Raw genomic sequence first — 19,105 nt, forward strand, 5'->3', positions numbered from 1 at the left:
CTGGGGGGTAGCCGTGTCCGGGGGGGCCGACTCCACGGCCCTGATGCACCTGCTGGCCGACGAGGGGCTCGACCTCCACGTGCTACACGTCGACCACAGGCTGCGTCCCGGCTCCCGCGCGGACGCCGAGCACGTGGTCGAGGGAGCCCGAGCGCTCGGGCTGCCCGTGACGGTGCTCGCTGGACGGACCCCCGAACGCGGCTCCGGGGAGGAGGCGGCCCGCGACCTCCGTTACATGCTCCTGGACGCCGCCGCGCACGCCCTCGGCCTGCGCTGGGTCCTCACCGCGCACACGCTGGACGACCAGGCCGAGACCGTGCTGCTCAGGCTCGTGCGAGGGACGGGGGCCCGCGGCCTGCGGGGGATCCCGCACGTGCGAGGGAGGTTCGTGCGGCCACTGCTCGAGGTGTCCCGGGGGGAGCTGCGGGGGTGGCTGTCCGAGCGCGCGATCGCCTGGCGCGAGGACCCGACGAACTCCGACCTGTCGATGGACCGCAACTGGGTCCGGGCCGCGGTCCTGCCCTCGCTCGCGGAGCGCTTCCCCGGAGCGGTCTCGTCCATCTCTCGGCACGCCTCCCTGGCTGCGTCCGACGAAGCTTTCCTCCAGGCGCTGGCCGACGAGGTGATCGAGGGCGTGGAGCTGCGCCCTCCGGCCACGCTGGTCGAGCCGGCCGCCCTGTTAGGTCCGAGACCGATCGCGGCCCGGGTCGCCCGGTCGATCCTCGAGAGGAGCGGGGGCCGGGCGGACGCGGCGACCGTGGCGCGGGTCCTGGACCTGGCCCGGGCCGCCCCGGGAGCGACGGTGGTGGCAGGTCCGGGCTGCGAGGTGCGACGGACCGACCGCCACGTCGCCTTCGTCGACACGTCGTTGACCCCGCCGGACCCCGTCGTCCTGCCCGACCGCGGCACGGTCGAGGCGCCCGAGTGGGGTGTGCGCCTTCGCATCGGTGCCGGGGGGGACCCGTGGACCTGGCGGTGTAGATTGGACGCCGTGCGCACCGGGCTCCGGTTGCGCGGCCGCCGGCCCGGTGACCGCGTGTCCACGACCGGGGGTACGAGGAAGGTCCAGGACGTGCTCGTGGACGCGAAGGTCCCTCGGTTCGCCCGCGACCGCGTCGCGGTCCTGGCAGACGGGGACGAGGCGGTCGCGGTGGTCGGGTTCACGAGCCCGCCCTCGTCGGCCGAGGGCATCGTCGTAGACGCGGAGCCGATCGAGGGAGCCGGTTGGTGGACGAGAAGGCGGCCGGGCCCCTGATCCCGGCCCCCCACAGCTACTCCGAGGACCTCGGCGAGATCATCGTCACGGGCGATGAGATCCAGGCGAAGGTCGCCGAGCTCGGGCGCCTCATCACCGAGGACTACGCGGGGCGCTCCCCCATCCTGGTCGGGGTGTTGAAGGGGGCGTTCATCCTCATGGCCGACCTGGCGCGCAACATCCAGCTCCCGGTCCGGTTCGATTTCATGGCGGTCTCCAGCTACGGCTCGGCCACGAAGACCTCCGGCGTCGTCCGGATCCTGAAGGACCTCGACAACGAGATCGAGGATCAGGACGTCCTGCTCGTCGAGGACATCATCGACTCCGGCCTCACCCTGAAGTACCTGCTGCGGTACCTGGGAGCGAGGAGGCCCGCCTCCCTCGAGGTGTGCGCGCTCTTCCGCAAGGAGAGCGACCGCGCGGTCGAGGTACCGGTCCGGTACGAGGGGTTCCGGATACCGTCCGATTTCGTGGTCGGGTACGGGTTGGATCACGCCGAGAGGTTCCGCAACCTGCCCTTCCTCGCCCTGCTGAAGCCCGGCATAGCGCCCGAGCAGAGCTGACCTCACGAGGCCCGGCGTCGGGCTGCGACCGGGGGTATCGTTGCTGAACCATGCGTAAGCGCCTTGGACGCAACACGCTCATCTGGATACTGATCGGGCTCGGCGTGTTGTGGGTGGCCGGGACCTTCGTCCAGCGGGCTGCGCCCGTCGAGACCGTCGCCATCAGCGAGTTCTACGACCGCGTGGCGAGCGGACAGGTCGAGCGGGTGACCGTCTACGAGAACGACCAGCGCGTGGAGGCGGAGCTGCGGAACGGGCAGACCATCCGCGCGACCTTCCTCGCGGAGGAGGGGGGCGACCTCATGACCGCCCTGCGCGAGGGGAAGGTCCGCCACCAGGTGAACCCCCAGCGCCCGTCACTGCTCGTCTCCGTGCTCGGGCAGTTCCTCCCGTTCATCCTCATCTTCCTGCTCATCTTCTGGCTCCTGAACCAGTCGCAGGGCGGCGGCTCCCGCGTTATGTCGTTCGGCCGGTCCCGCGCCAAGCTCGTGACGAAGGAGATGCCCAAGATCACCTTCGGTGACGTGGCCGGGCTCGACGAGGCGGTCGAGGAGATCCGCGAGATCAAGGAGTACCTGGCGAACCCGTCGCGGTTCCAAGCCATGGGAGCGAAGATCCCGAAGGGCGTCCTGCTGTTCGGCCCCCCCGGGACAGGGAAGACGCTCCTGGCCCGGGCGGTCGCCGGGGAGGCAGGCGTCCCCTTCTTCTCGATATCGGGGTCGGACTTCGTCGAGATGTTCGTCGGCGTCGGTGCTGCTCGCGTGCGCGACCTCTTCGAGCAGGCGAAGGCGGCCGCGCCGGCCATCGTGTTCGTGGACGAGATCGACGCGGTCGGCCGCCACCGCGGCGCGGGACTCGGCGGGGGACACGACGAGCGCGAGCAGACCCTCAACCAGCTGCTCGTCGAGATGGACGGCTTCGACGCCCGGACCGGGGTCGTCCTGATCGCGGCCACGAACCGTCCGGACATCCTCGACCCCGCTCTGCTGCGGCCCGGACGCTTCGACCGACAGATCGTCGTCGACCGCCCGGACCTCAACGGACGGACGGCGATCCTGAAGGTCCACACGCGGGGCAAGCCGCTGGCCGAGGCGATCGACCTCGAGGTGATCGCCCGCCGCACACCCGGGTTCACCGGGGCCGACCTCGCCAACGTCGTGAACGAGGCCGCCCTGCTAACCGCGCGGCGCAAGCAGAAGCAGATCACGATGTCGGAGCTCGAGGAGTCGATCGACCGGGTCGTCGCCGGGCCCGAGCGGCGCTCGCGCCTCATCACGGCCGAGGAGAAGCGGATCATCGCCTACCACGAGGCGGGCCACGCCCTGGTCGCGTACCTGATGCCGCACGCGCACCCGGTCCACAAGATCTCGATCATCCCCAGGGGCCGCGCGCTCGGGTACACGCTCACCCTCCCCACCGAGGACCGGTACCTCGTGACGAGGTCGGAGCTCACCGACGAGCTGGCCGTGATGCTCGGCGGCCGGGCGGCCGAGGAGATCGTCTTCGGGGATGTCACCACGGGAGCCCAGGACGACATAAACCGCGTGACGAAGATCGCGCGGTCGATGGTCTGCGAGTACGGGATGTCGGCCCTCGGTCCGATGGCCCTCGGGCAGCACCAGGACAACGTCTTCCTGGGCCGCGACATCGCCGAGCACCGCGACTACTCGGACTCGGTGGCGGCGGAGATCGATATCGAGATCCGCCGGCTCGTCGAGGGAGCTCACGAGCAGGCGAAGGACGTCCTGCGCGACAACCGGCCGGTCCTGGACCGGCTCGCGCAGCGCCTCCTCGAGAACGAGACCGTGGACGTGTCCGAGCTCGAGGAGATCTTCGAGGGCCGCCCCAAGGCGCAGGGAGCGCGGGGGCGGATGCTCGAGGACGCGGTACCGGCGTCGGAGCCCGCCAAGCGTCAGCGCCGCGCCCCGCGCCCGAAGCCGAAGCCGGGCCTCTCCCCCGCCTGATGCCTCGGATCGAGCTCCGGACGGGGACGGAGGCCGAGCTCATCCGTCCGGGCGAGGGCCGGGCCGAGCGTGGGCTCGTGATCTACCCGGACATCATGGGTCTTCGGCCGCTCTTCGACGACCACGTCTCCCGGCTCGCCACTCAGCTCGGTTGGCCCGTGTGCGCCGTGGAGATGTTCCCGGGGCAGGAGACCCTGACCCTCGAGGAGCGGCTCGTCGCCGCCCGGGACCTCGACGACGAGGCGAAGCTCGCCGATGGCTTGGCCGCGGCCGACGCGGTCGATGCCGAGGAGGTCTGCGTCCTGGGGTTCTGCATGGGTGGCATGTACGTGTTCAAGTTCGCCCCGCGCTTCTTCAGGGGCGTGTCCTTCTACGGGATGATCCGGGTGCCCGAGAACTGGCGGGCTCCCGGACAGGGCGAGCCGCTGGACGCCCTCCTGCCCCGCCGGGGCGAGAACGTGCTGGCGATCATCGGCTCGGCCGACATCTGGACCCCATCCGAAGACGTCGACGAACTCCGGCGCACCGGAGCGACCGTGGTGGTCTACGAGGGAGCGGAGCACGGGTTCGTCCACGACCCGGACCGCCCGGCCCACCGCCCGGCCGACGCCACCGACGCGTGGCGCCGGGTCCAGCAGTTCCTGGTCGCCGCCTAGGACGCCTTCGCGCGCTTCTTCGGCGCGCTCCGGGCTTCCTCGACGTGCTTCAAGCTCGCCTCGAGGGCCTTCATGAGGTCGGCCACCGGCTCCGGCTCCGGAGCGTCGGGAACCGTTATCTCCTCGCCCTCGAGCTTGCGCTGGACGAGCTCCTGGACGGCCTCCCGGTACGAGTCCGTGAAGCGGGCGGGGTCGAACTCGTCGGTCATGCCCTGGACGAGCGTCCGCGCCATCTTCACCTCGGCCTCGCTCACCTTCGGAGAGGCGGCGAGCTCTGGGAACTCGGCCTCCTTTATCTCCTCGGGCCAGCGCATCGTGTGCAGCATCAGGACCCCGTTCATGACGCGGATGGCGGCCAGGTGCTCCTTGTCCCGGAAGGCGACGCGCCCGATCGCCACCTTGTCCTCGGCGGCGAGGGCGTCGCGCAGCACGTTGTACGCCTTCACGCCCGCCTCGTCGGGGACGAGGTAGTACGGACGCTCGAAGTAGACGGGATCGATCTGCGAGGCGTCCACGAACTGCTCCACGTCGATCGCCTTGCCCGAGCGCGCCGGGAGCGCCTCCATCTCCTCGTCGCTCAGGACCACGTACTGCCCCTTGGACACCTCGTACCCCTTCACGATCCGCTCCCGCGGCACCTCCTCGCCGGTGGACGACGCCACCTTGCGGTACCTGATCGGTGACTTCGTCTCCTCGTCGAGCTGGCGGAACGAGGGAGTGGTGTCCTGGGTGGCCGTGTAGACCTTCACCGGCACGGTCACCAGTCCGAACGAGATGCTTCCGCTCCAAGTCGCGCGCATGGGACCTCCTGTCTCACCTGCCCCGGAGATATACCCACGGCACACCCAGACCACCCCCAGACCACCCCCGTAGAGTGGGGACGTGCTCCCTCTGCCCCGCCCGCGCGGTCGCACGGCCGTCATGGGCATCCTCAACGTCACGCCCGACTCCTTCTCCGACGGTGGCCTATACAGCTCCGTCCCCTCGGCCATCGCGCACGCCCACCGGATGGTCGATGAGGGGGCGGACGTCATCGACGTGGGAGGCGAGTCCACCCGTCCGGGAGCCGAGGAGGTCCCGGCGGACGAAGAGGTCCGCCGGGTGGCGCCCGTGGTCGAGGCGGTGGCCGCTCTCGGCGTTGCGGTCTCGGTGGACACGCGGAAGGCTCCGGTCGCGCGGGCCGCCCTCGACGCGGGCGCGATCGCGGTGAACGACGTGTCCGGAGGCGTGTTCGACCCGGAGATGCTCCCACTCGTCGCGGAGCGCGGCTGCGACGTCGTCCTCATGCACATGCGCGGTTCGCCGCAGACGATGGACTCGTTGGTCGGATACGCCGATGTCGTCGCCGAGGTGGGCGAGGAGCTGTCCCGGCGCGTAGCCGCGGCCGTGGCGGCCGGCGTCGCGCGTGAGCGGATATGGCTCGACCCGGGCCTGGGGTTCGCGAAGAGCCCCGACCAGTCGCTCGAGCTCCTCGCGCGCGTGGACGTCCTCCGCTCCCTGGGGCATCCTGTGCTGGTGGGTCCCTCCCGGAAGCGCTTCGTCGGACACGTCACGGGTGGCGACCCTGCAGACCGGCTCGAGGGAACCGCGGCTGCCGTAGCCTGGTGCGCGATGTCCGGCGTCGAGATGGTCCGGGTCCACGACGTCGGAGCGATGAGGCGGGTGGTCGACATGATCGCCGCGATCGGGGGAAGGGCATGAGCGGGCACCAGGAGGCGAGGCTCTTCGACGAGGTCGAGAGCCTGTTCGAGCTCAACCCCTCGCGGCTCCAGACCTACCTGGACTGTCCCCGCCAGTACCGGTACCGCTACGTGGACCACCGCCCGGAGAGGCGGTCCTTCCCGCAGACCGCACTCGGCCGATCGGTCCATCGCGCGCTGCGGGACTTCTACGCGCTCCCTCCGGCCGACCGCACGGAATCGAACCTGATCCTGAACCTCCGCCACGCGTGGGACCCATCTGGGTACCCGTCCGGGGAGGCGGCCAGGTCCGGTCTGGCCCGGGCGGAGGACATGCTCCGCCGTTTCCACGCGATGGAGGACCACTCGAAGGTGCGCGCGATCGCGCTCGAGTCGAAGTTCGCGCTGAGCCACCCGGGAGCCGGCATCTACGTCTGGGGGCGCGTGGACCGCCTCGACGCCGATGGGGACGAGTACGTGGTCGTGGACTACAAGACCGGCACGTACCGTCTCGACGAAGCGTCGATCGACGGGTCGCTCCCGCTCTCCCTGTACGCGATGGCGGTCTCGCAGGCGTTCCGCAAGCGCGTCTCCCGCATCGTGCTCTACGACCTGGCCGCCGGCCGCCGAGTCGAGACGAGCCGCAACCCGGCCCGGCTCGCGGACGACTGGATGGAGATCCAGAGCCTGGTGGCGCGGATGAGGGGGGAGTCGTCGTGGGAGGCGACCCCGGGCCACCTGTGCCGGTACTGCGACTTCCTCGTCTGCTGTCCGGAGGGGAAGGCTGAGGTCGGCCCGGACGCGCCCGCCCTCATGCGCCGGACGTTCCGCCGATGACCGGACGCATCGTCGTGACGGGGGTCCAGGCGTCCGGACGCCACGGCGTGGCTCCGTTCGAGCGGGAGCGTCCCACCGAGCTGCTCGTCGACGCCGAGCTGGACATCGATATCGCCCGGGCGGCGTCGTCCGACTCGCTGGACGACACCATCGACTACACGGAGGTCATCCGGGAGATCCGCCGGATCACGGCCGACTCTTCGTTCGCCCTGCTGGAGCGACTGGCGTCCACCATCGGCGACAGGCTCGTGGAGCTGGGAGCGACCCGGGCCGTCGTCCGCATCGCCAAGCCCGCCGTCGCGGCCTCCCTCGAAGCGGCCGGCGTGACCGTGGAGGTCTCCCGTTGAGCCGCAACGGTGACACGCGCACACGGACGACCTACATAGGGTTGGGTTCGAACGTGGGAGACAGGCTGACGTTCCTGCGCAACGCGGCCATCGAGATCGCGCAATGCCCCGAGGTGACCTTCGTCGCCTCGTCCGCGGTCTACCAGACCGAACCGGTCGGGCCGCCGCAGCCCGACTTCTACAACGCCGTGATCGAGATCGAGACATCCTTCGAGCCGCACCAGCTGCTGGCGAAGTGTCAGGAGATCGAGCGGCAGGTGGGCCGCATAACCCGCGGGCGATGGCAGCAGCGCGAGGTCGACCTGGACATCCTGCTCCTGGGAGACGAGCGCCTGTCCGGACCCGAGCTAACCGTCCCGCATCCGCTCATGGAGGACCGGGCCTTCGTACTCGTCCCTCTCTCGGACCTCGTCCCCCACATGATCCTGCCGAGCGGTAAGCCGCTCCTCCAGCGCCTCGAGGAGCTCGGTCGGGAGGGCGTCACCCACGCCCACCCCTGCGAGACCCTCTGGCCGCCTCCCTGAGGCGAGCCCGGCGGCGTGGGCCAGCGGCAGGGCAGCTGCCGGGTCTGGCAGCGGACCGCACGGATGCGCCTGTCACGAACGCATGTTCTAATCAGGTATGGCTCCCGAGAAGCTGTTCGAGCTACGAAGGCGCACCTTCGACACCCCCCACTTCCGCGGGATCGAGTTCATCGAGGTGGAGGCCAAGTCGATCATCAACCGCGTGCCGGGCAACTCGGTGCCCTTCGACTTCACGATCAATCCTTACAGGGGCTGCTCACATGCCTGCGTTTACTGCTTCGCTCGCTCGACGCACACGTTCATGGACATGGACGCCGGCCGCGACTTCGAGTCCAAGATCGTCGTGAAGGTCAACGCTCCCGACCTGCTGCGCCGGGAGCTCGCGAGACGGTCCTGGAAGGGCGGGCATATCGCGATGGGTACGGCGACCGATCCCTACCAGCGGGCCGAGGGCCGGTACAGGCTGATGCCCCGGATCATCCAGGCCCTCCTCGACTACCGCAACCCGTTCTCGATCCTCACGAAAGGGACGTTGATCCTGCGCGACCTGCCCCTGCTGAAGGAAGCCGCCGAGGTGGTGGATCTGTCGACTGCCCTGTCGGTCCCGACCCTGGACGCCGAGGTGTGGAGACGCTCTGAGCCGGGCACGCCGCACCCGCGCAAGCGCCTGGACGCCGTGGCCCGGCTCAACGAGGCGGGGATCCCGTGCGGGGTGATGATCGCCCCCGTCCTGCCCGGCATAAGCGACGACCCTCGGATGCTGATGGAGGTGGTCAAGGCGGCCGTCGATGCGGGCGCGACCCACATAACGCCGATCCTGCTCCACCTGCGGCCGATCGTCCGTGAGGAGTACATGGCGTGGCTGCAGGACGCCTATCCCCACCTGGTCGGGACCTACGAGGAGATGTACCGCAGGGGCGCGTACGCGCCCAGCGAGGCCCGCAAGGCCCTGGCCGAGAACATCACGACGTTGAAACAGGCCGCCGGCGGGCTGAAGCCCCGGTCGGACGCCTACTGGCGGATGGTCGAGCGCAAACGGAAGCAGGCGGAGCTCGAGAAGGCTCCCGCGAAGGTGGAGCAGCAGACCCTGCTCTAGCAGCGCAGGCACCTCTCGGGTACGCTTATGAACAGGTCCGTACGTCCGGTATCCCAGCGGGAACTGGAACGGTAGGGCCGGACCTCCCTCCCCGTTCCCGCGCGTCGAGAAGGAAGCGTCGCGTGGTGCAAGCACCACCCGTGGCGGTCGTCGGGTGCGGCCGGACGGGAGGCTCGATTGGGCTCGCTCTCGTCCGCGCCGGGTACCCGGTCGTGGCCGCGTGGTCTCCCACGGCGTCCGGACGCGACCGGGCGCGCGAGCTGCTAGCCGTCGACGTCCCCGACTCGCTCGCCGACGCCGCCGCCCCGGCCGAGGTGCTGATCCTCGCCGTGCCGGACGACGCGATCGAGAAGGCGTCCGTCGACCTGGCGCCCGCCGCGACGGGGAAGCTCGTCGCCCACACCTCCGGCGCGACCTCCGTGGCCGCGCTCGACGCGGTGGCCGAAGCCGGAGCGCGAACGGCCTCCCTCCACCCGCTGCAGACCCTGCCCGACCCCCGGACGGGAGCCGACGCCCTGCGGGGAGCGGCCGTGGCCGTGACCGCGACCGAGCCCGACCGCCCGACCCTGCACGCGATCGCCGAGGCCTGGGGAGGCCTCCCGTTCGACCTGGACGACGAGGCGAAGCCGCTGTACCACGCGGCCGCCGTGTTCGCGTCCAACTACGCGGCGGCGGCGGTGGTGGCCGGGCTGCGCCTCCTGGAGCAGGCCGGCGTCCGCGACCCCGCGGGCACGCTGGCCCTGCTCGTGTCGAGGAGCGCGCTGAACGCGGTCGAGCACGGGGCGATCACCGGTCCCGCCGCACGAGGGGACGTGGGGACGATCTCACGCCACGTCGCCCTCCTCCGCGGCACGTCGTACGAGGACGCCTACCGGTCCCTCGCCGTGCTCGCAGCCCACCTGTCGGGTTCGGACGCAGGCGCGGTGGCGGAGGCCGCGCGATGAGGGTCGTGCGCACGGTGCAGGAACTCCGGGCGGCGTGTGAGGCGGCCCGCGCGGGCGGACAGACCGTCGGGTTCGTCCCGACGATGGGGGCCCTGCACGCGGGTCACCTCGCGCTCGTGGACCGGGCGCGATCCGAGTGCGGCTGGACCGTCGTCAGCATCTTCGTCAACCCCACGCAGTTCGGGCCCCACGAGGACCTCGCGTCGTATCCACGCCCGATAGAGGACGACCTGCGCGCCTGTGAGGACGCCGGGGTGGACCTCGTCTTCCACCCCGACCCCGCGGAGATGTACCCGCGTCCGCCGGCCACCTCGGTCCACGTGTCCGGGCTGACCGACCGCATGGAGGGCGCGGTCCGCCCCGGGCACTTCGACGGGGTCTGCCTCGTCGTGACGAAGCTCCTCAACGCGGTCGGTGCCTGCCGGGCCTACTTCGGACGCAAGGACGCGCAGCAGCTCGCGGTCGTCGCCCGGATGGTGGCGGACCTCGACATGCCGGTCGAGATCGTGCCGTGCGAGACGGTCCGGGAGCCGGACGGGCTCGCGCTCTCGAGCCGCAACGCGTATCTGTCCCCCGAAGACCGTCGGAGGGCCCCGGTCCTGTACGAGGCGCTGTCAGAGGTGCGCGAGCGGATCGAGGCCGGGGAGAGGGAGGCGGCCCGCGCCATCGAAGCCGGGTTGAAGGTGCTGCACGGCGAGGAGGTCGACTACCTCGACGTAGTCGACCCTGACACCTTCGAGCCCGTCGAGCTGGTGGAGCGAGCCGTGGTGGTTTGTGGAGCCGTCCGTTTGGGCGGCACGAGGCTGATCGACAACGTGACCGCGATCGGCGGGAAGGGGAGGAGATGATCCGGTACCTGCTCAAGTCGAAGATCCACCGGGCGACGGTGACCGAGGCGCGGATCGACTACGTCGGGTCGATCACCATCGACCGCGAACTGATGGACCTGGCGGACATCCACGATTACGAGAAGGTCCTCGTGGTCGACGTCGACAACGGGGCACGGCTCGAGACGTACGCGATCCCGGGACCTGGCGGGTCCGGGACGATCTGCATGAACGGGGCGGCGGCGCGGCTCGTCTCGGCGGGCGACAAGGTCATCATCATGACGTTCGCCGGGCTCGATCCCGAGCAGGTCCGTCAGCACCACCCCAAGGTGGTGTTCGTGGACGACCGCAACAAGCCGGCCGGGACCTCCGACACCGACCCCACGGACGCGTCCGGGGGACTGCTCTGACCGACCTGGACTCGGCCATGCGGACGGCGGTCCGGGCCTCCCTGGAGGAGGACGGCGCCCTCGACGACGTCACGACCCTCTCGGTCGTGCCGGAGGACCTCTCGCTGCGGGCCCAGGTGGTCGTGAAGGAGGAGGGCATCCTCGCCGGCCTCGCCGCGCTCCCGGTCACCTTCTCCGAGGTGGACGAACGGGTGGAGGTCCAGCTGCTCACAGAGGACGGAGCGGCCGCGAGCCCCGGGGAGCCGATAGCCAGGCTCAGCGGACCCGCCCGCGCGATCCTCACGGGAGAGCGGACCGCCCTCAACCTCGTCTCCCACCTGTCCGGGATCGCCACCACGACCGGGGCGCTGGTGGAGAGGTCCGGCACCGCAGAGGTGGTCGACACGCGCAAGACCTTGCCGGGGCTGCGCGCCCTGCAGAAGCACGCCGTCCGGTGCGGAGGCGGGGTCAACCACCGCTTCGGACTCTCGGACGCGGTCCTCGTGAAGGACAACCACATCGCCGCCGTCGGATCGGTCACGGAGGCCGTGGGACGGGCGAAGACGTCCGGGCTCCCGGTCCAGTGCGAGGTGGAGTCGGCCGCGGAGCTCCGCGAGGCGCTCGAAGCGGGAGCGGACTCGCTCCTGCTCGACAACCGGTCCATCGCCGAGCTGACCGAGCTCGTGGAGCTCGCCCGGTCCATGCGACCGCACATCCCCCTCGAGGCGTCCGGCGGGATCACGGTGCAGACGATAGAGGCCGTGGCGGCGACGGGCGTCGACCGTATCTCGGTCGGGGCCCTGACCCACTCGGCTCCCGCGCTGGACATCTCCCTGAGGGTCTGCTGATGCTGCTGGCCGTCGACGTGGGCAACTCCGAGACCACGATCGGGGTCTTCGACCGCGACAAGCTCGGCCGCACGTGGCGTCTGGCCACGCGCCAGCAGCGCACGGCCGACGAGTACGCCCTCTCCTTCTCCGGCCTCCTGGCGCTCGAGGACCTGTCGTTCGACCGCAACGTCACCGGCGTGGCGATCGCGAGCGTCGTCCCGGCCGTCACCCAGGCCCTCGAGGACATGGTCGAGCGCTACTTCCACTTCGATCCCCTGATCGTCCAGCCGGGGATCAAGACGGGGGTGCCGATACTGATCGACAACCCGAAGGAGGTCGGCGCCGACCGCATCGTCAACTCGGTCGCGGCTCAGGCCCTGTACGGCGGACCGGCCGTGGTCGTGGACCTAGGCACCGCGACCACCTTCGACATCCTGTCCGAGGCCGGCGAGTACATCGGCGGCGCGATCGCGCCGGGCATCGAGATGTGGAGCGAGTCGCTCGTCCGTTCGACCGCCCAGCTGAAGCGGGTCCCCCTGATCTGGCCCAAGAGGCTGGTCGGGAGGTCGACCACCGAGGCGCTGCAGTCCGGGATCGTGATCGGCTTCACGTCCTTCGTGGCCGGGATGATCGCGCGCTTCCGGCAGGAGCTAGGTCCCGAGGCCAAGACCGTGATGGCGGGCGGCCTGGCCGCTTCGCTCGCTCCGCACCTGTCCGACGTCGACGTGGTGGAGCCGTGGCTCACCCTGCGGGGCCTGCAGATCCTGTACGAACGGAACGCGGGCTGATGGGCAAGACGTACGAGACGCTGGCCGACGTCCGGTCGTTCATCGAGGCGCAGCACGTGTTCTTCGTGGCCACGGCGCCGCTCTCCGGAGACGGTCTGGTCAACCTGTCCCCGAAGGGCGGTGACTCGTTCCGGATCCTCGGCGACCGCACGGTGGGGTACCTCGACCTGACCGGGTCCGGTGTCGAGACGATCGCCCATCTGCGGGAGAACGGACGGATCTGCATCATGTTCTGCTCGTTCGCCGGGCCCCCGAAGATCGTCCGCCTCCACGGTCGCGGGGAGGCGTGCCTCGTCGGGACGCCGGGCTTCGAAGCCCTGAGCGACGCCTTCCCGGACCATCCGGGCGCCAGGTCGATCGTGCGGGTCGATGTCGAGCGGATCAGCGACTCCTGCGGGTACGCCGTCCCGCTCTACGACTACGTCGGCGACCGGGACGTCCTCGACCGCTGGACGGAGCGCAAGGGTCCGGAAGGCCTCCTCGCATACCGGGCCGAGCGCAACGCGGTCAGCCTCGACGGGCTCCCCGGCCTGCGCCAGTAGACTTCCGCGATGGCCGAGGAGGACCTGTACCTGGACAGGCTGCGCAAGGTCGAGGCGCGCCTGACGAGAGGGGACGACCCGTACCCGGTCCGGTTCGACAGGACCCACACCACCGCCGAGATCCACGAGGCTCACGCCGGGCTCGAGCCCGGGGGTGAGACGGGCCAGATCGTATCGGTGGCGGGCCGGCTGCTCGCGTCCCGGGAGCAGGGGAAGCTCGCGTTCGGGGACCTGCACGACCGGTCCGGACGCATCCAGCTCTTCGTCACCGGCGACCTGGTCCCGTCCTTCGTGGAGATGGACACGGGGGACGTCGTCGGCGCCAAGGGTGAGGTCGTCCGGACCCGGAAGGGCGAGCTCTCCATCCGGCCGTCCGAGATCGTGCTCCTCGCGAAGGCGCTCCGCCCCATGCCGGACAAGTGGCACGGCCTGCGCGACGTCGAGGTCCGCTACCGCCAGCGCTACCTCGACCTGATCACGAACCCGGACGCCCGCCGGGTGGCCGAGTTGAGGCCCGCCGTGATCCGGGCGCTCCGGGCTTTCTACGACGGGCGCGGGTTCCTCGAGGTCGAGACGCCGCTCCTGCACCCGATCCCGGGGGGCGCGACCGCGCGTCCGTTCGTCACCCACCACAACGCGCTCGACACCGACCTCTACCTCCGCATCGCCAAGGAGCTCTACCTGAAGCGCCTGATCGTCGGCGGGATGGAGCGCGTCTACGAGATCGGGCGCGTCTTCCGCAACGAGGGCATCTCCTACAAGCACAACCCCGAGTTCACGATGCTCGAGTCCTACGAGGCGTACGCGGACTACCACGACGTCATGTCGTTCACCGAGGACCTCGTCTCTCACGTGGCGCGGGAGACGCTCGGGACGACCCGGGTGGAGTTCGAGGGCCACGAGATCGAGCTGGCCGGACCGTGGCCTCGCGTGACCGTGCTCTCTGCCGTCTCGGAGGCGGTCGGACGCGAGGTCACCCTCGACACGCCCGTGGAGGACCTGCGGGAGCTGTGCCGCGCCCACTCCATCCAGCCGAAGGACGGCTGGACCCCCGGGCAGCTCGTGGAGGCCTTGCGCGACGAGGTGGTGGAGAAGCGGATAGTCCAACCCACGATCCTGTGCGACTACCCGATCGAGACCTCGCCCCTGGCCCGAACCCACCGCTCGGACCCCCGCCTCGTCGAGCGGTTCGAGGTGATCGTCGCCGGGCGGGAGCTGGCGAACGCGTTCAGCGAGCTGAACGACCCCCTCGAGCAGCGGCGACGGTTCGAGGTCCAAGCGGCCGCGCGGGAGGCGGGAGACGAGGAGGCGAACCCGATCGACGAGCCCTACGTGCAGGCGCTCGAGTACGGCATGCCGCCCTGCGGCGGGCTGGGCATCGGGATCGACCGGCTGGTGATGCTGCTGGCCGGGAGCCACTCCATACGGGAGGTCATCCTCTTCCCGACGCTGCGTCCGGAGACGTAGGCCGGATCTTCGTCGGGTTGACGCCGGACACCGATGGGTCCAGGGGTTCCCTACCTCCGGTACCGGGTAAACGGGGAGGACGGTCCCACGAGCTGGTCGAGGAGACGGTCGGGGAACAGGAGGGGCCGTCCCGGCGTTCTGAGTATCGACGGGGGCCACAGGTATAATCGCCGCACCTAGCCGACCGGGGTTCCCTACCCCCAGGAGGGCCGAATGTTCGAACGCTTCACCGACCGGGCCCGCCGGGTCGTCGTCCTGGCCCAGGAGGAAGCCCGGCTCCTGAACCACAACTACATCGGGACGGAGCACCTGCTCCTCGGGCTGATCCACGAGGGGGAGGGGCTCGCCGCGAAGGCGCTCGAGTCGCTCAACGTCTCGCTGGAGCAGGTCCGCCAGCAGGTGGAAGAGATGATCGGCGTGGGGACCGCCACGCCTCAGGGCCACATCCCGTTCACCCCGCGCGCCAAGAAGGTCCTGGAGCTCTCGCTGCGCGAGGCGCTGCAGCTGGGCCACAACTACATCGGCACGGAGCACATCCTCCTCGGTCTCCTGCGGGAGGGCGAGGGCGTGGCCGCCCAGGTGCTGATGAAGCTCGCCCTCGACCTGCCGAAGGTGCGCCAGACCGTCATGCACCTCATGCAGGGCTACCAGCAGGCCGGCCCGGAGGGTAAGGGCTCGGGGGAGGCCGGTCCGGCCGGCTCCCTCGTCCTCGACCAGTTCGGGCGCAACCTCACCGCGCTCGCCTCGCAGGCCAAGCTCGACCCCGTCATCGGGCGCTCGAAGGAGATCGAGCGCGTCATGCAGGTCCTGTCCCGGCGCACGAAGAACAACCCGGTCCTCATCGGAGAGCCGGGCGTGGGGAAGACCGCGATCGTGGAGGGCCTGGCCCAGCAGATCGTCGCCGACCACGTGCCCGAGACCCTGAAGGGCAAGCAGATATACACGCTCGACCTGGGAGCGCTCGTCGCCGGGTCCCGCTACCGGGGTGACTTCGAGGAGCGGCTGAAGAAGGTCCTGAAGGAGATCAAGCAGCGCGGCGACATCGTGCTGTTCATCGACGAGCTGCACACCCTCGTGGGAGCTGGCGCGGCCGAGGGCGCGATCGACGCCGCCTCGATCCTGAAGCCGATGCTCGCCCGCGGCGAGCTACAGACGATAGGCGCGACGACGCTCGCGGAGTACCGCAAGCACCTGGAGAAGGACGCCGCGCTCGAGCGGCGGTTCCAGCCCATCCAGGTCGCCGAGCCCTCCGTGACGGACACGATCGAGATCCTGAAGGGGCTGCGCGAGCGGTACGAGCAGCACCACAAGGTCGTGATAACCGACGAGGCGATCGTCGCCTCCGCCAACCTGGCCGACCGCTACATCACCGACCGCTTCCTCCCGGACAAGGCCATCGACCTGATCGACGAGTCCGGCTCGAGGATGCGGCTGCGCCGTCTGTCCCCGCCGCCCGAGCTGAAGGAGATCGACGAGCAGCTGGCCGCGGTGCGGACGGCGAAGGACCGCGCGGTCGAGCAGCAGGAGACCGACGAGGTGCAGCGCCTGCGCGAGCAGGAGACGCAGCTCCAGCGCGACCGCACGGAGACCGAGAAGGCCTGGAGGTCCAACGAGGGCGAGTTCTACGGCGTCATCGGCGAGGAGGAGATCGCCGAGGTCCTCGGCATCTGGACCGGCATCCCGGTCCACCGCCTCACCGAGGAGGAGTCGGCCAAGCTCCTGCGGATGGAGGAGGAGCTCCACCACCGCGTCATCGGACAGGACGAGGCGGTGGCGGCGGTCTCCCGGGCTATCCGCCGCACGCGGGCCGGCCTGAAGGACCCGCGCCGCCCGTCCGGCTCTTTCATCTTCCTCGGGCCCTCGGGCGTGGGGAAGACGGAGCTCGCGAAGACCCTGGCCGAGTTCCTGTTCGGCGACGAGGACGCGCTGATCACGCTGGACATGTCCGAGTACATGGAGAAGCACACGGTCAGCCGCCTCGTCGGCTCGCCTCCCGGCTACGTCGGGTACGAGGAGGGGGGACAGCTCACCGAGCAGGTGCGCCGGCGCCCCTACTCGGTCGTGCTCTTCGACGAGATCGAGAAGGCCCACTTCGACGTCTTCAACGTCCTGCTCCAGATCCTGGAGGACGGGCGACTGACCGACGCGCAGGGCCACCACGTCGACTTCAAGAACACCGTCATCATCATGACCTCGAACCTGGGCACGAGGGACGTGGCCCGGGCCCGAGGGATCGGGTTCTCCTCGGACCAGTCCGACGAGATCTCCTACGACAAGATGAAGGACAAGGTCATGTCGGAGCTCAAGACGAGCTTCCGGCCTGAGCTGCTGAACCGGATAGACGAGGTCATCGTCTTCCACCCGCTGAGCAAGGAGCAGGTGACGACGATCGTCGACCTGATGATCAAGCGGGTCCGGGAGCAGCTCGCGAGCCGGGGTCTCACGCTCGAGCTCACGCACGAGGCGAAGCTGCTCCTCGCCGACAAGGGATACGACCCCGCCCTGGGAGCCCGGCCGCTGCGCCGGACCATCCAGCGGATGGTCGAGGATCCCCTGTCGGAGAAGGTCCTCTTCAAGGAGTTCCGGGCGGGCGATGTCGTGGTCGTCGACGCCGCCGGCGGCGAGATCGTCTTCTCGAGCAGGGCCGGGGAGGCCCTCGAGACGCTCGAGCCGGTGGAGCTGGCCGCCCCAGCCGGCGACGGCTCCTAGCCCGACCCACCGGAGTTGAGGGCCCCGGCCGGCAGGTCGGGGCCCTTTCTCATCCCCCGATCGGGGGGCCCTACGCCCTCGGGGAGGGGAAACGGACCCCGACGCAGAATCGGTTCGTCACGGATGCTGCCGATAGAGGGGTCCAAGGTGCGCCTGATGCGTCTGATCGTCGTCGCCGCCGTCTCGGCGTCGGCCCTCGGCGTCACGGCCCCCGCCCGGGCCCTCGCGCCGAGGTGCGACTACCCGGTGAGCATCTTCACGCGGGTGGGGGTCTTCTCCCCGGCCACGGTGGTGGCCCCCGGGTACCACCCGGGCGCGGTCGGGTGCAACGCCGCCGGAGCCGGCCTGGAAGCGGACACCTTCTACGTCCTGCCCGGGTCGACCGTGGCGCGCGCACGCCTGCTGAGGGCGGTGGATGCGGCTCCCGCCGGGTGCGTCACGAGTCCGGACGGGGGCCTGCTCGACTCCGATGTCTGCGATCCATGGACGCTCGAGAGGGCGATGATGCCCGGCTCGCGGTTCGCGGAGAGCCCCTACGTGCCCCTCGACCCCACGAGGACGGTCGGCACGCTGCAGGCGGAGGCCGAAGGACATGGGGCCTCCAACGTGTACCGGACCCTGGCTCCCTGACCCGTCAGGGGTGCGCGCGGAGCGCGGTGTTCGCGGTCGAGTTGAACGGCTGTCCCTGGTAGGTGCCCGAGTTCTGCCGTTCCCCGCGGACCTCGAACCCGAGGTCCGGTGAGTACCAGTTCGTGCCGGTCGCGGTCCCCTGGAGCTGTGTCCCGAACCGGTAGTCCACCTTCGTCTCGATCCGCCAGGAGCTCCAGGTCCCGGACGGCACCGAGACGTCCTCCCGGCCCGTCAGGCGGATCTCCACGGTGGTCTCGCAGTCCCGCCCGCGACCCGTCTGCGCGGGGTAGGACTCGGCTCGGATCGGGAACCTCAGGATCTGGATGGGCGGGTCGTACGTGCACTCGTATCCGCGGCCGGCGATGTCCAGCCGCATGGATAGGAGCCTCACCCCGTCCCCGGACCACCGGACACGGGTGGTGCTCGAGGACGCCGCCGCGCCGACGCCGGGGGTGTGGGCCGAGTAGACGTCCCCATCGGCTTGGACGATGACCCGCTGGGTGCTGCCCTCGGGATAGGACCGCCCCGCCGGGTCGATCGGGCTGGTCGTGGCGCCGGACAGGTCGTACGTGTAGTCGCCGAGCCTGGGCCGGTTGCTGGTCCCCGGCTGCGCCTGCGGCACCGGCTGGGGGGTCGGGGTGGGGGCTCCCGGCCGCGGCGAGGCGCCGTCTGGAGAGCCACCCGGCGACCCGTCGGCGGCTCTCTCCGGGTCCGGACCCTCGCCCTCCGAGGGATCCGTCGTCGCGCCGGGGCTGGTCGTCGCTCGGGTGGGGCGCTCGCGGCCGTCCTCGCGGCTGCAGGCCGGCACCGCTACGACGAGGGCCAGCGCGGCCAGGATCGTCAGGGTTCGTGACCTCGGGTCCATGAGGGTCCAGTGTCTCAGACGGAGGTCGTGTCCGTGCCCGTCCTTACGCTCTGATCCTCATGAAGACGCGGACCGTCGCCCTCTGCCAGTCGTGCGGCTCCCAACAGCCGCGCTGGACGGGACGTTGTCCGGACTGCGGAGAGTGGGGCACGGTCGTCGAGGAGAGCGCGGCCCCCCGGGCGTCGTCCTCCCC

At 70.4% G+C, this 19,105-nt stretch carries 21 protein-coding genes; 19 read left to right on the top strand and 2 right to left on the bottom strand.

Features of this window, described 5'->3' with window-relative positions; translation table 11 throughout:
• From tilS to VM840_07205, 4 genes are all read left to right on the top strand, one after another.
• On the top strand, positions 1-1,255 hold a 1,255-nt coding region (tilS, locus tag VM840_07190; GenBank protein ID HVL81357.1), incomplete at its 5' end, for a tRNA lysidine(34) synthetase TilS.
• A complete protein-coding gene (hpt, locus tag VM840_07195) occupies positions 1,228-1,818 on the top strand; it encodes a hypoxanthine phosphoribosyltransferase (protein ID HVL81358.1) in 591 nt (196 codons plus the stop codon). The genes tilS and hpt, both read left to right, overlap by 28 nt.
• Positions 1,819-1,868: 50 nt before the next feature.
• Positions 1,869-3,782, top strand: a complete 1,914-nt coding sequence (gene ftsH, locus VM840_07200; protein ID HVL81359.1) for an ATP-dependent zinc metalloprotease FtsH — start codon at positions 1,869-1,871, stop codon at positions 3,780-3,782.
• On the top strand, positions 3,782-4,438 hold the full coding sequence (locus VM840_07205; protein ID HVL81360.1) for a dienelactone hydrolase family protein: 657 nt from the start codon (positions 3,782-3,784) through the stop codon (positions 4,436-4,438). Before ftsH ends, VM840_07205 begins: the two co-directional genes overlap by 1 nt.
• On the opposite strand, the gene VM840_07210 is transcribed toward VM840_07205, so the two are convergent.
• Positions 4,435-5,238, bottom strand: a complete 804-nt coding sequence (locus tag VM840_07210) for a Ku protein (protein ID HVL81361.1) — start codon at positions 5,236-5,238, stop codon at positions 4,435-4,437. The two genes, VM840_07205 and VM840_07210, sit on opposite strands and share 4 nt — an antisense overlap.
• An 82-nt stretch (positions 5,239-5,320) precedes the next feature.
• Between VM840_07210 and folP the strand changes: the two genes are divergently transcribed.
• The 14 genes from folP (at position 5,321) to VM840_07280 (ending at position 18,047) form a co-directional block, all read left to right on the top strand.
• The gene (gene folP, locus VM840_07215; GenBank protein HVL81362.1) at positions 5,321-6,139 is read left to right on the top strand and encodes a dihydropteroate synthase; all 819 of its coding nucleotides are present in this window, start codon (positions 5,321-5,323) and stop codon (positions 6,137-6,139) included.
• Positions 6,136-6,954, top strand: a complete 819-nt coding sequence (locus VM840_07220) for a PD-(D/E)XK nuclease family protein (protein HVL81363.1) — start codon at positions 6,136-6,138, stop codon at positions 6,952-6,954. The genes folP and VM840_07220 overlap by 4 nt, the downstream gene beginning before the upstream one ends.
• Complete coding sequence (folB, locus tag VM840_07225) at positions 6,951-7,301, top strand: dihydroneopterin aldolase (protein HVL81364.1); 351 nt, start codon at positions 6,951-6,953, stop codon at positions 7,299-7,301. The genes VM840_07220 and folB overlap by 4 nt, the downstream gene beginning before the upstream one ends.
• Positions 7,298-7,825, top strand: a complete 528-nt coding sequence (gene folK, locus VM840_07230; GenBank protein ID HVL81365.1) for a 2-amino-4-hydroxy-6-hydroxymethyldihydropteridine diphosphokinase — start codon at positions 7,298-7,300, stop codon at positions 7,823-7,825. The genes folB and folK overlap by 4 nt, the downstream gene beginning before the upstream one ends.
• Before the next feature lie 97 nt (positions 7,826-7,922).
• Positions 7,923-8,921, top strand: a complete 999-nt coding sequence (locus tag VM840_07235) for an Rv2578c family radical SAM protein (protein ID HVL81366.1) — start codon at positions 7,923-7,925, stop codon at positions 8,919-8,921.
• A 125-nt stretch (positions 8,922-9,046) separates the two neighbouring features.
• Positions 9,047-9,865: a Rossmann-like and DUF2520 domain-containing protein gene (locus VM840_07240; protein ID HVL81367.1), complete on the top strand. Its 819-nt coding sequence runs from the start codon at positions 9,047-9,049 to the stop codon at positions 9,863-9,865.
• Positions 9,862-10,713 carry a pantoate--beta-alanine ligase gene (gene panC / locus VM840_07245; GenBank protein ID HVL81368.1) on the top strand — a complete coding sequence of 284 codons (852 nt, stop codon included), beginning with the start codon at positions 9,862-9,864 and terminating at the stop codon, positions 10,711-10,713. Before VM840_07240 ends, panC begins: the two co-directional genes overlap by 4 nt.
• Positions 10,710-11,102, top strand: a complete 393-nt coding sequence (gene panD / locus VM840_07250; GenBank protein ID HVL81369.1) for an aspartate 1-decarboxylase — start codon at positions 10,710-10,712, stop codon at positions 11,100-11,102. The genes panC and panD overlap by 4 nt, the downstream gene beginning before the upstream one ends.
• 17 nt (positions 11,103-11,119) lie before the next feature.
• Positions 11,120-11,929 (top strand): carboxylating nicotinate-nucleotide diphosphorylase, encoded by an 810-nt coding sequence (gene nadC / locus VM840_07255; protein ID HVL81370.1) that lies wholly within the window; start codon positions 11,120-11,122, stop codon positions 11,927-11,929.
• Positions 11,929-12,699, top strand: coding sequence for a type III pantothenate kinase (locus VM840_07260; GenBank protein HVL81371.1), 771 nt, complete (start codon positions 11,929-11,931; stop codon positions 12,697-12,699). Before nadC ends, VM840_07260 begins: the two co-directional genes overlap by 1 nt.
• Entirely contained in the window at positions 12,699-13,241 is a 543-nt protein-coding gene (locus tag VM840_07265; GenBank protein HVL81372.1) for a pyridoxamine 5'-phosphate oxidase family protein, read from the top strand. The genes VM840_07260 and VM840_07265 overlap by 1 nt, the downstream gene beginning before the upstream one ends.
• A gap of 9 nt (positions 13,242-13,250) precedes the next feature.
• Positions 13,251-14,708, top strand: coding sequence for a lysine--tRNA ligase (gene lysS, locus VM840_07270; GenBank protein ID HVL81373.1), 1,458 nt, complete (start codon positions 13,251-13,253; stop codon positions 14,706-14,708).
• A 213-nt stretch (positions 14,709-14,921) separates the two neighbouring features.
• Positions 14,922-17,417: an ATP-dependent Clp protease ATP-binding subunit gene (locus tag VM840_07275; GenBank protein ID HVL81374.1), complete on the top strand. Its 2,496-nt coding sequence runs from the start codon at positions 14,922-14,924 to the stop codon at positions 17,415-17,417.
• Between the two features lie 123 nt (positions 17,418-17,540).
• A complete protein-coding gene (locus VM840_07280; GenBank protein ID HVL81375.1) occupies positions 17,541-18,047 on the top strand; it encodes a hypothetical protein in 507 nt (168 codons plus the stop codon).
• 4 nt (positions 18,048-18,051) lie between these two features.
• On the opposite strand, the gene VM840_07285 is transcribed toward VM840_07280, so the two are convergent.
• Positions 18,052-18,912 carry a hypothetical protein gene (locus VM840_07285; GenBank protein ID HVL81376.1) on the bottom strand — a complete coding sequence of 287 codons (861 nt, stop codon included), beginning with the start codon at positions 18,910-18,912 and terminating at the stop codon, positions 18,052-18,054.
• Positions 18,913-18,971: 59 nt separating this feature from the next.
• Between VM840_07285 and VM840_07290 the strand changes: the two genes are divergently transcribed.
• A partial coding sequence (locus VM840_07290) for a DNA repair protein RadA (GenBank protein HVL81377.1) occupies positions 18,972-19,105 on the top strand: 134 nt, incomplete at its 3' end.

The sequence above is a fragment of the Actinomycetota bacterium genome (assembly GCA_035540895.1).
In the GTDB taxonomy this organism is placed as follows: Bacteria; Actinomycetota; JAICYB01; order JAICYB01; family JAICYB01; genus DATLFR01.

What these genes read in the sequence shown, in the direction of transcription:
- ftsH (HVL81359.1), top strand. Translation starts at nt 1,869, where the DNA reads ATGCGTAAGCGCCTTGGACGCAACACGCTCATCTGGATACTGATCGGG.
- VM840_07205 (HVL81360.1), top strand. Translation starts at nt 3,782, where the DNA reads ATGCCTCGGATCGAGCTCCGGACGGGGACGGAGGCCGAGCTCATCCGT.
- VM840_07210 (HVL81361.1), bottom strand. Translation starts at nt 5,238, where the DNA reads ATGCGCGCGACTTGGAGCGGAAGCATCTCGTTCGGACTGGTGACCGTG.
- VM840_07220 (HVL81363.1), top strand. Translation starts at nt 6,136, where the DNA reads ATGAGCGGGCACCAGGAGGCGAGGCTCTTCGACGAGGTCGAGAGCCTG.
- folB (HVL81364.1), top strand. Translation starts at nt 6,951, where the DNA reads ATGACCGGACGCATCGTCGTGACGGGGGTCCAGGCGTCCGGACGCCAC.
- VM840_07235 (HVL81366.1), top strand. Translation starts at nt 7,923, where the DNA reads ATGGCTCCCGAGAAGCTGTTCGAGCTACGAAGGCGCACCTTCGACACC.
- panC (HVL81368.1), top strand. Translation starts at nt 9,862, where the DNA reads ATGAGGGTCGTGCGCACGGTGCAGGAACTCCGGGCGGCGTGTGAGGCG.
- panD (HVL81369.1), top strand. Translation starts at nt 10,710, where the DNA reads ATGATCCGGTACCTGCTCAAGTCGAAGATCCACCGGGCGACGGTGACC.
- nadC (HVL81370.1), top strand. Translation starts at nt 11,120, where the DNA reads ATGCGGACGGCGGTCCGGGCCTCCCTGGAGGAGGACGGCGCCCTCGAC.
- VM840_07260 (HVL81371.1), top strand. Translation starts at nt 11,929, where the DNA reads ATGCTGCTGGCCGTCGACGTGGGCAACTCCGAGACCACGATCGGGGTC.
- VM840_07265 (HVL81372.1), top strand. Translation starts at nt 12,699, where the DNA reads ATGGGCAAGACGTACGAGACGCTGGCCGACGTCCGGTCGTTCATCGAG.
- lysS (HVL81373.1), top strand. Translation starts at nt 13,251, where the DNA reads ATGGCCGAGGAGGACCTGTACCTGGACAGGCTGCGCAAGGTCGAGGCG.
- VM840_07275 (HVL81374.1), top strand. Translation starts at nt 14,922, where the DNA reads ATGTTCGAACGCTTCACCGACCGGGCCCGCCGGGTCGTCGTCCTGGCC.
- VM840_07280 (HVL81375.1), top strand. Translation starts at nt 17,541, where the DNA reads ATGCTGCCGATAGAGGGGTCCAAGGTGCGCCTGATGCGTCTGATCGTC.
- VM840_07285 (HVL81376.1), bottom strand. Translation starts at nt 18,912, where the DNA reads ATGGACCCGAGGTCACGAACCCTGACGATCCTGGCCGCGCTGGCCCTC.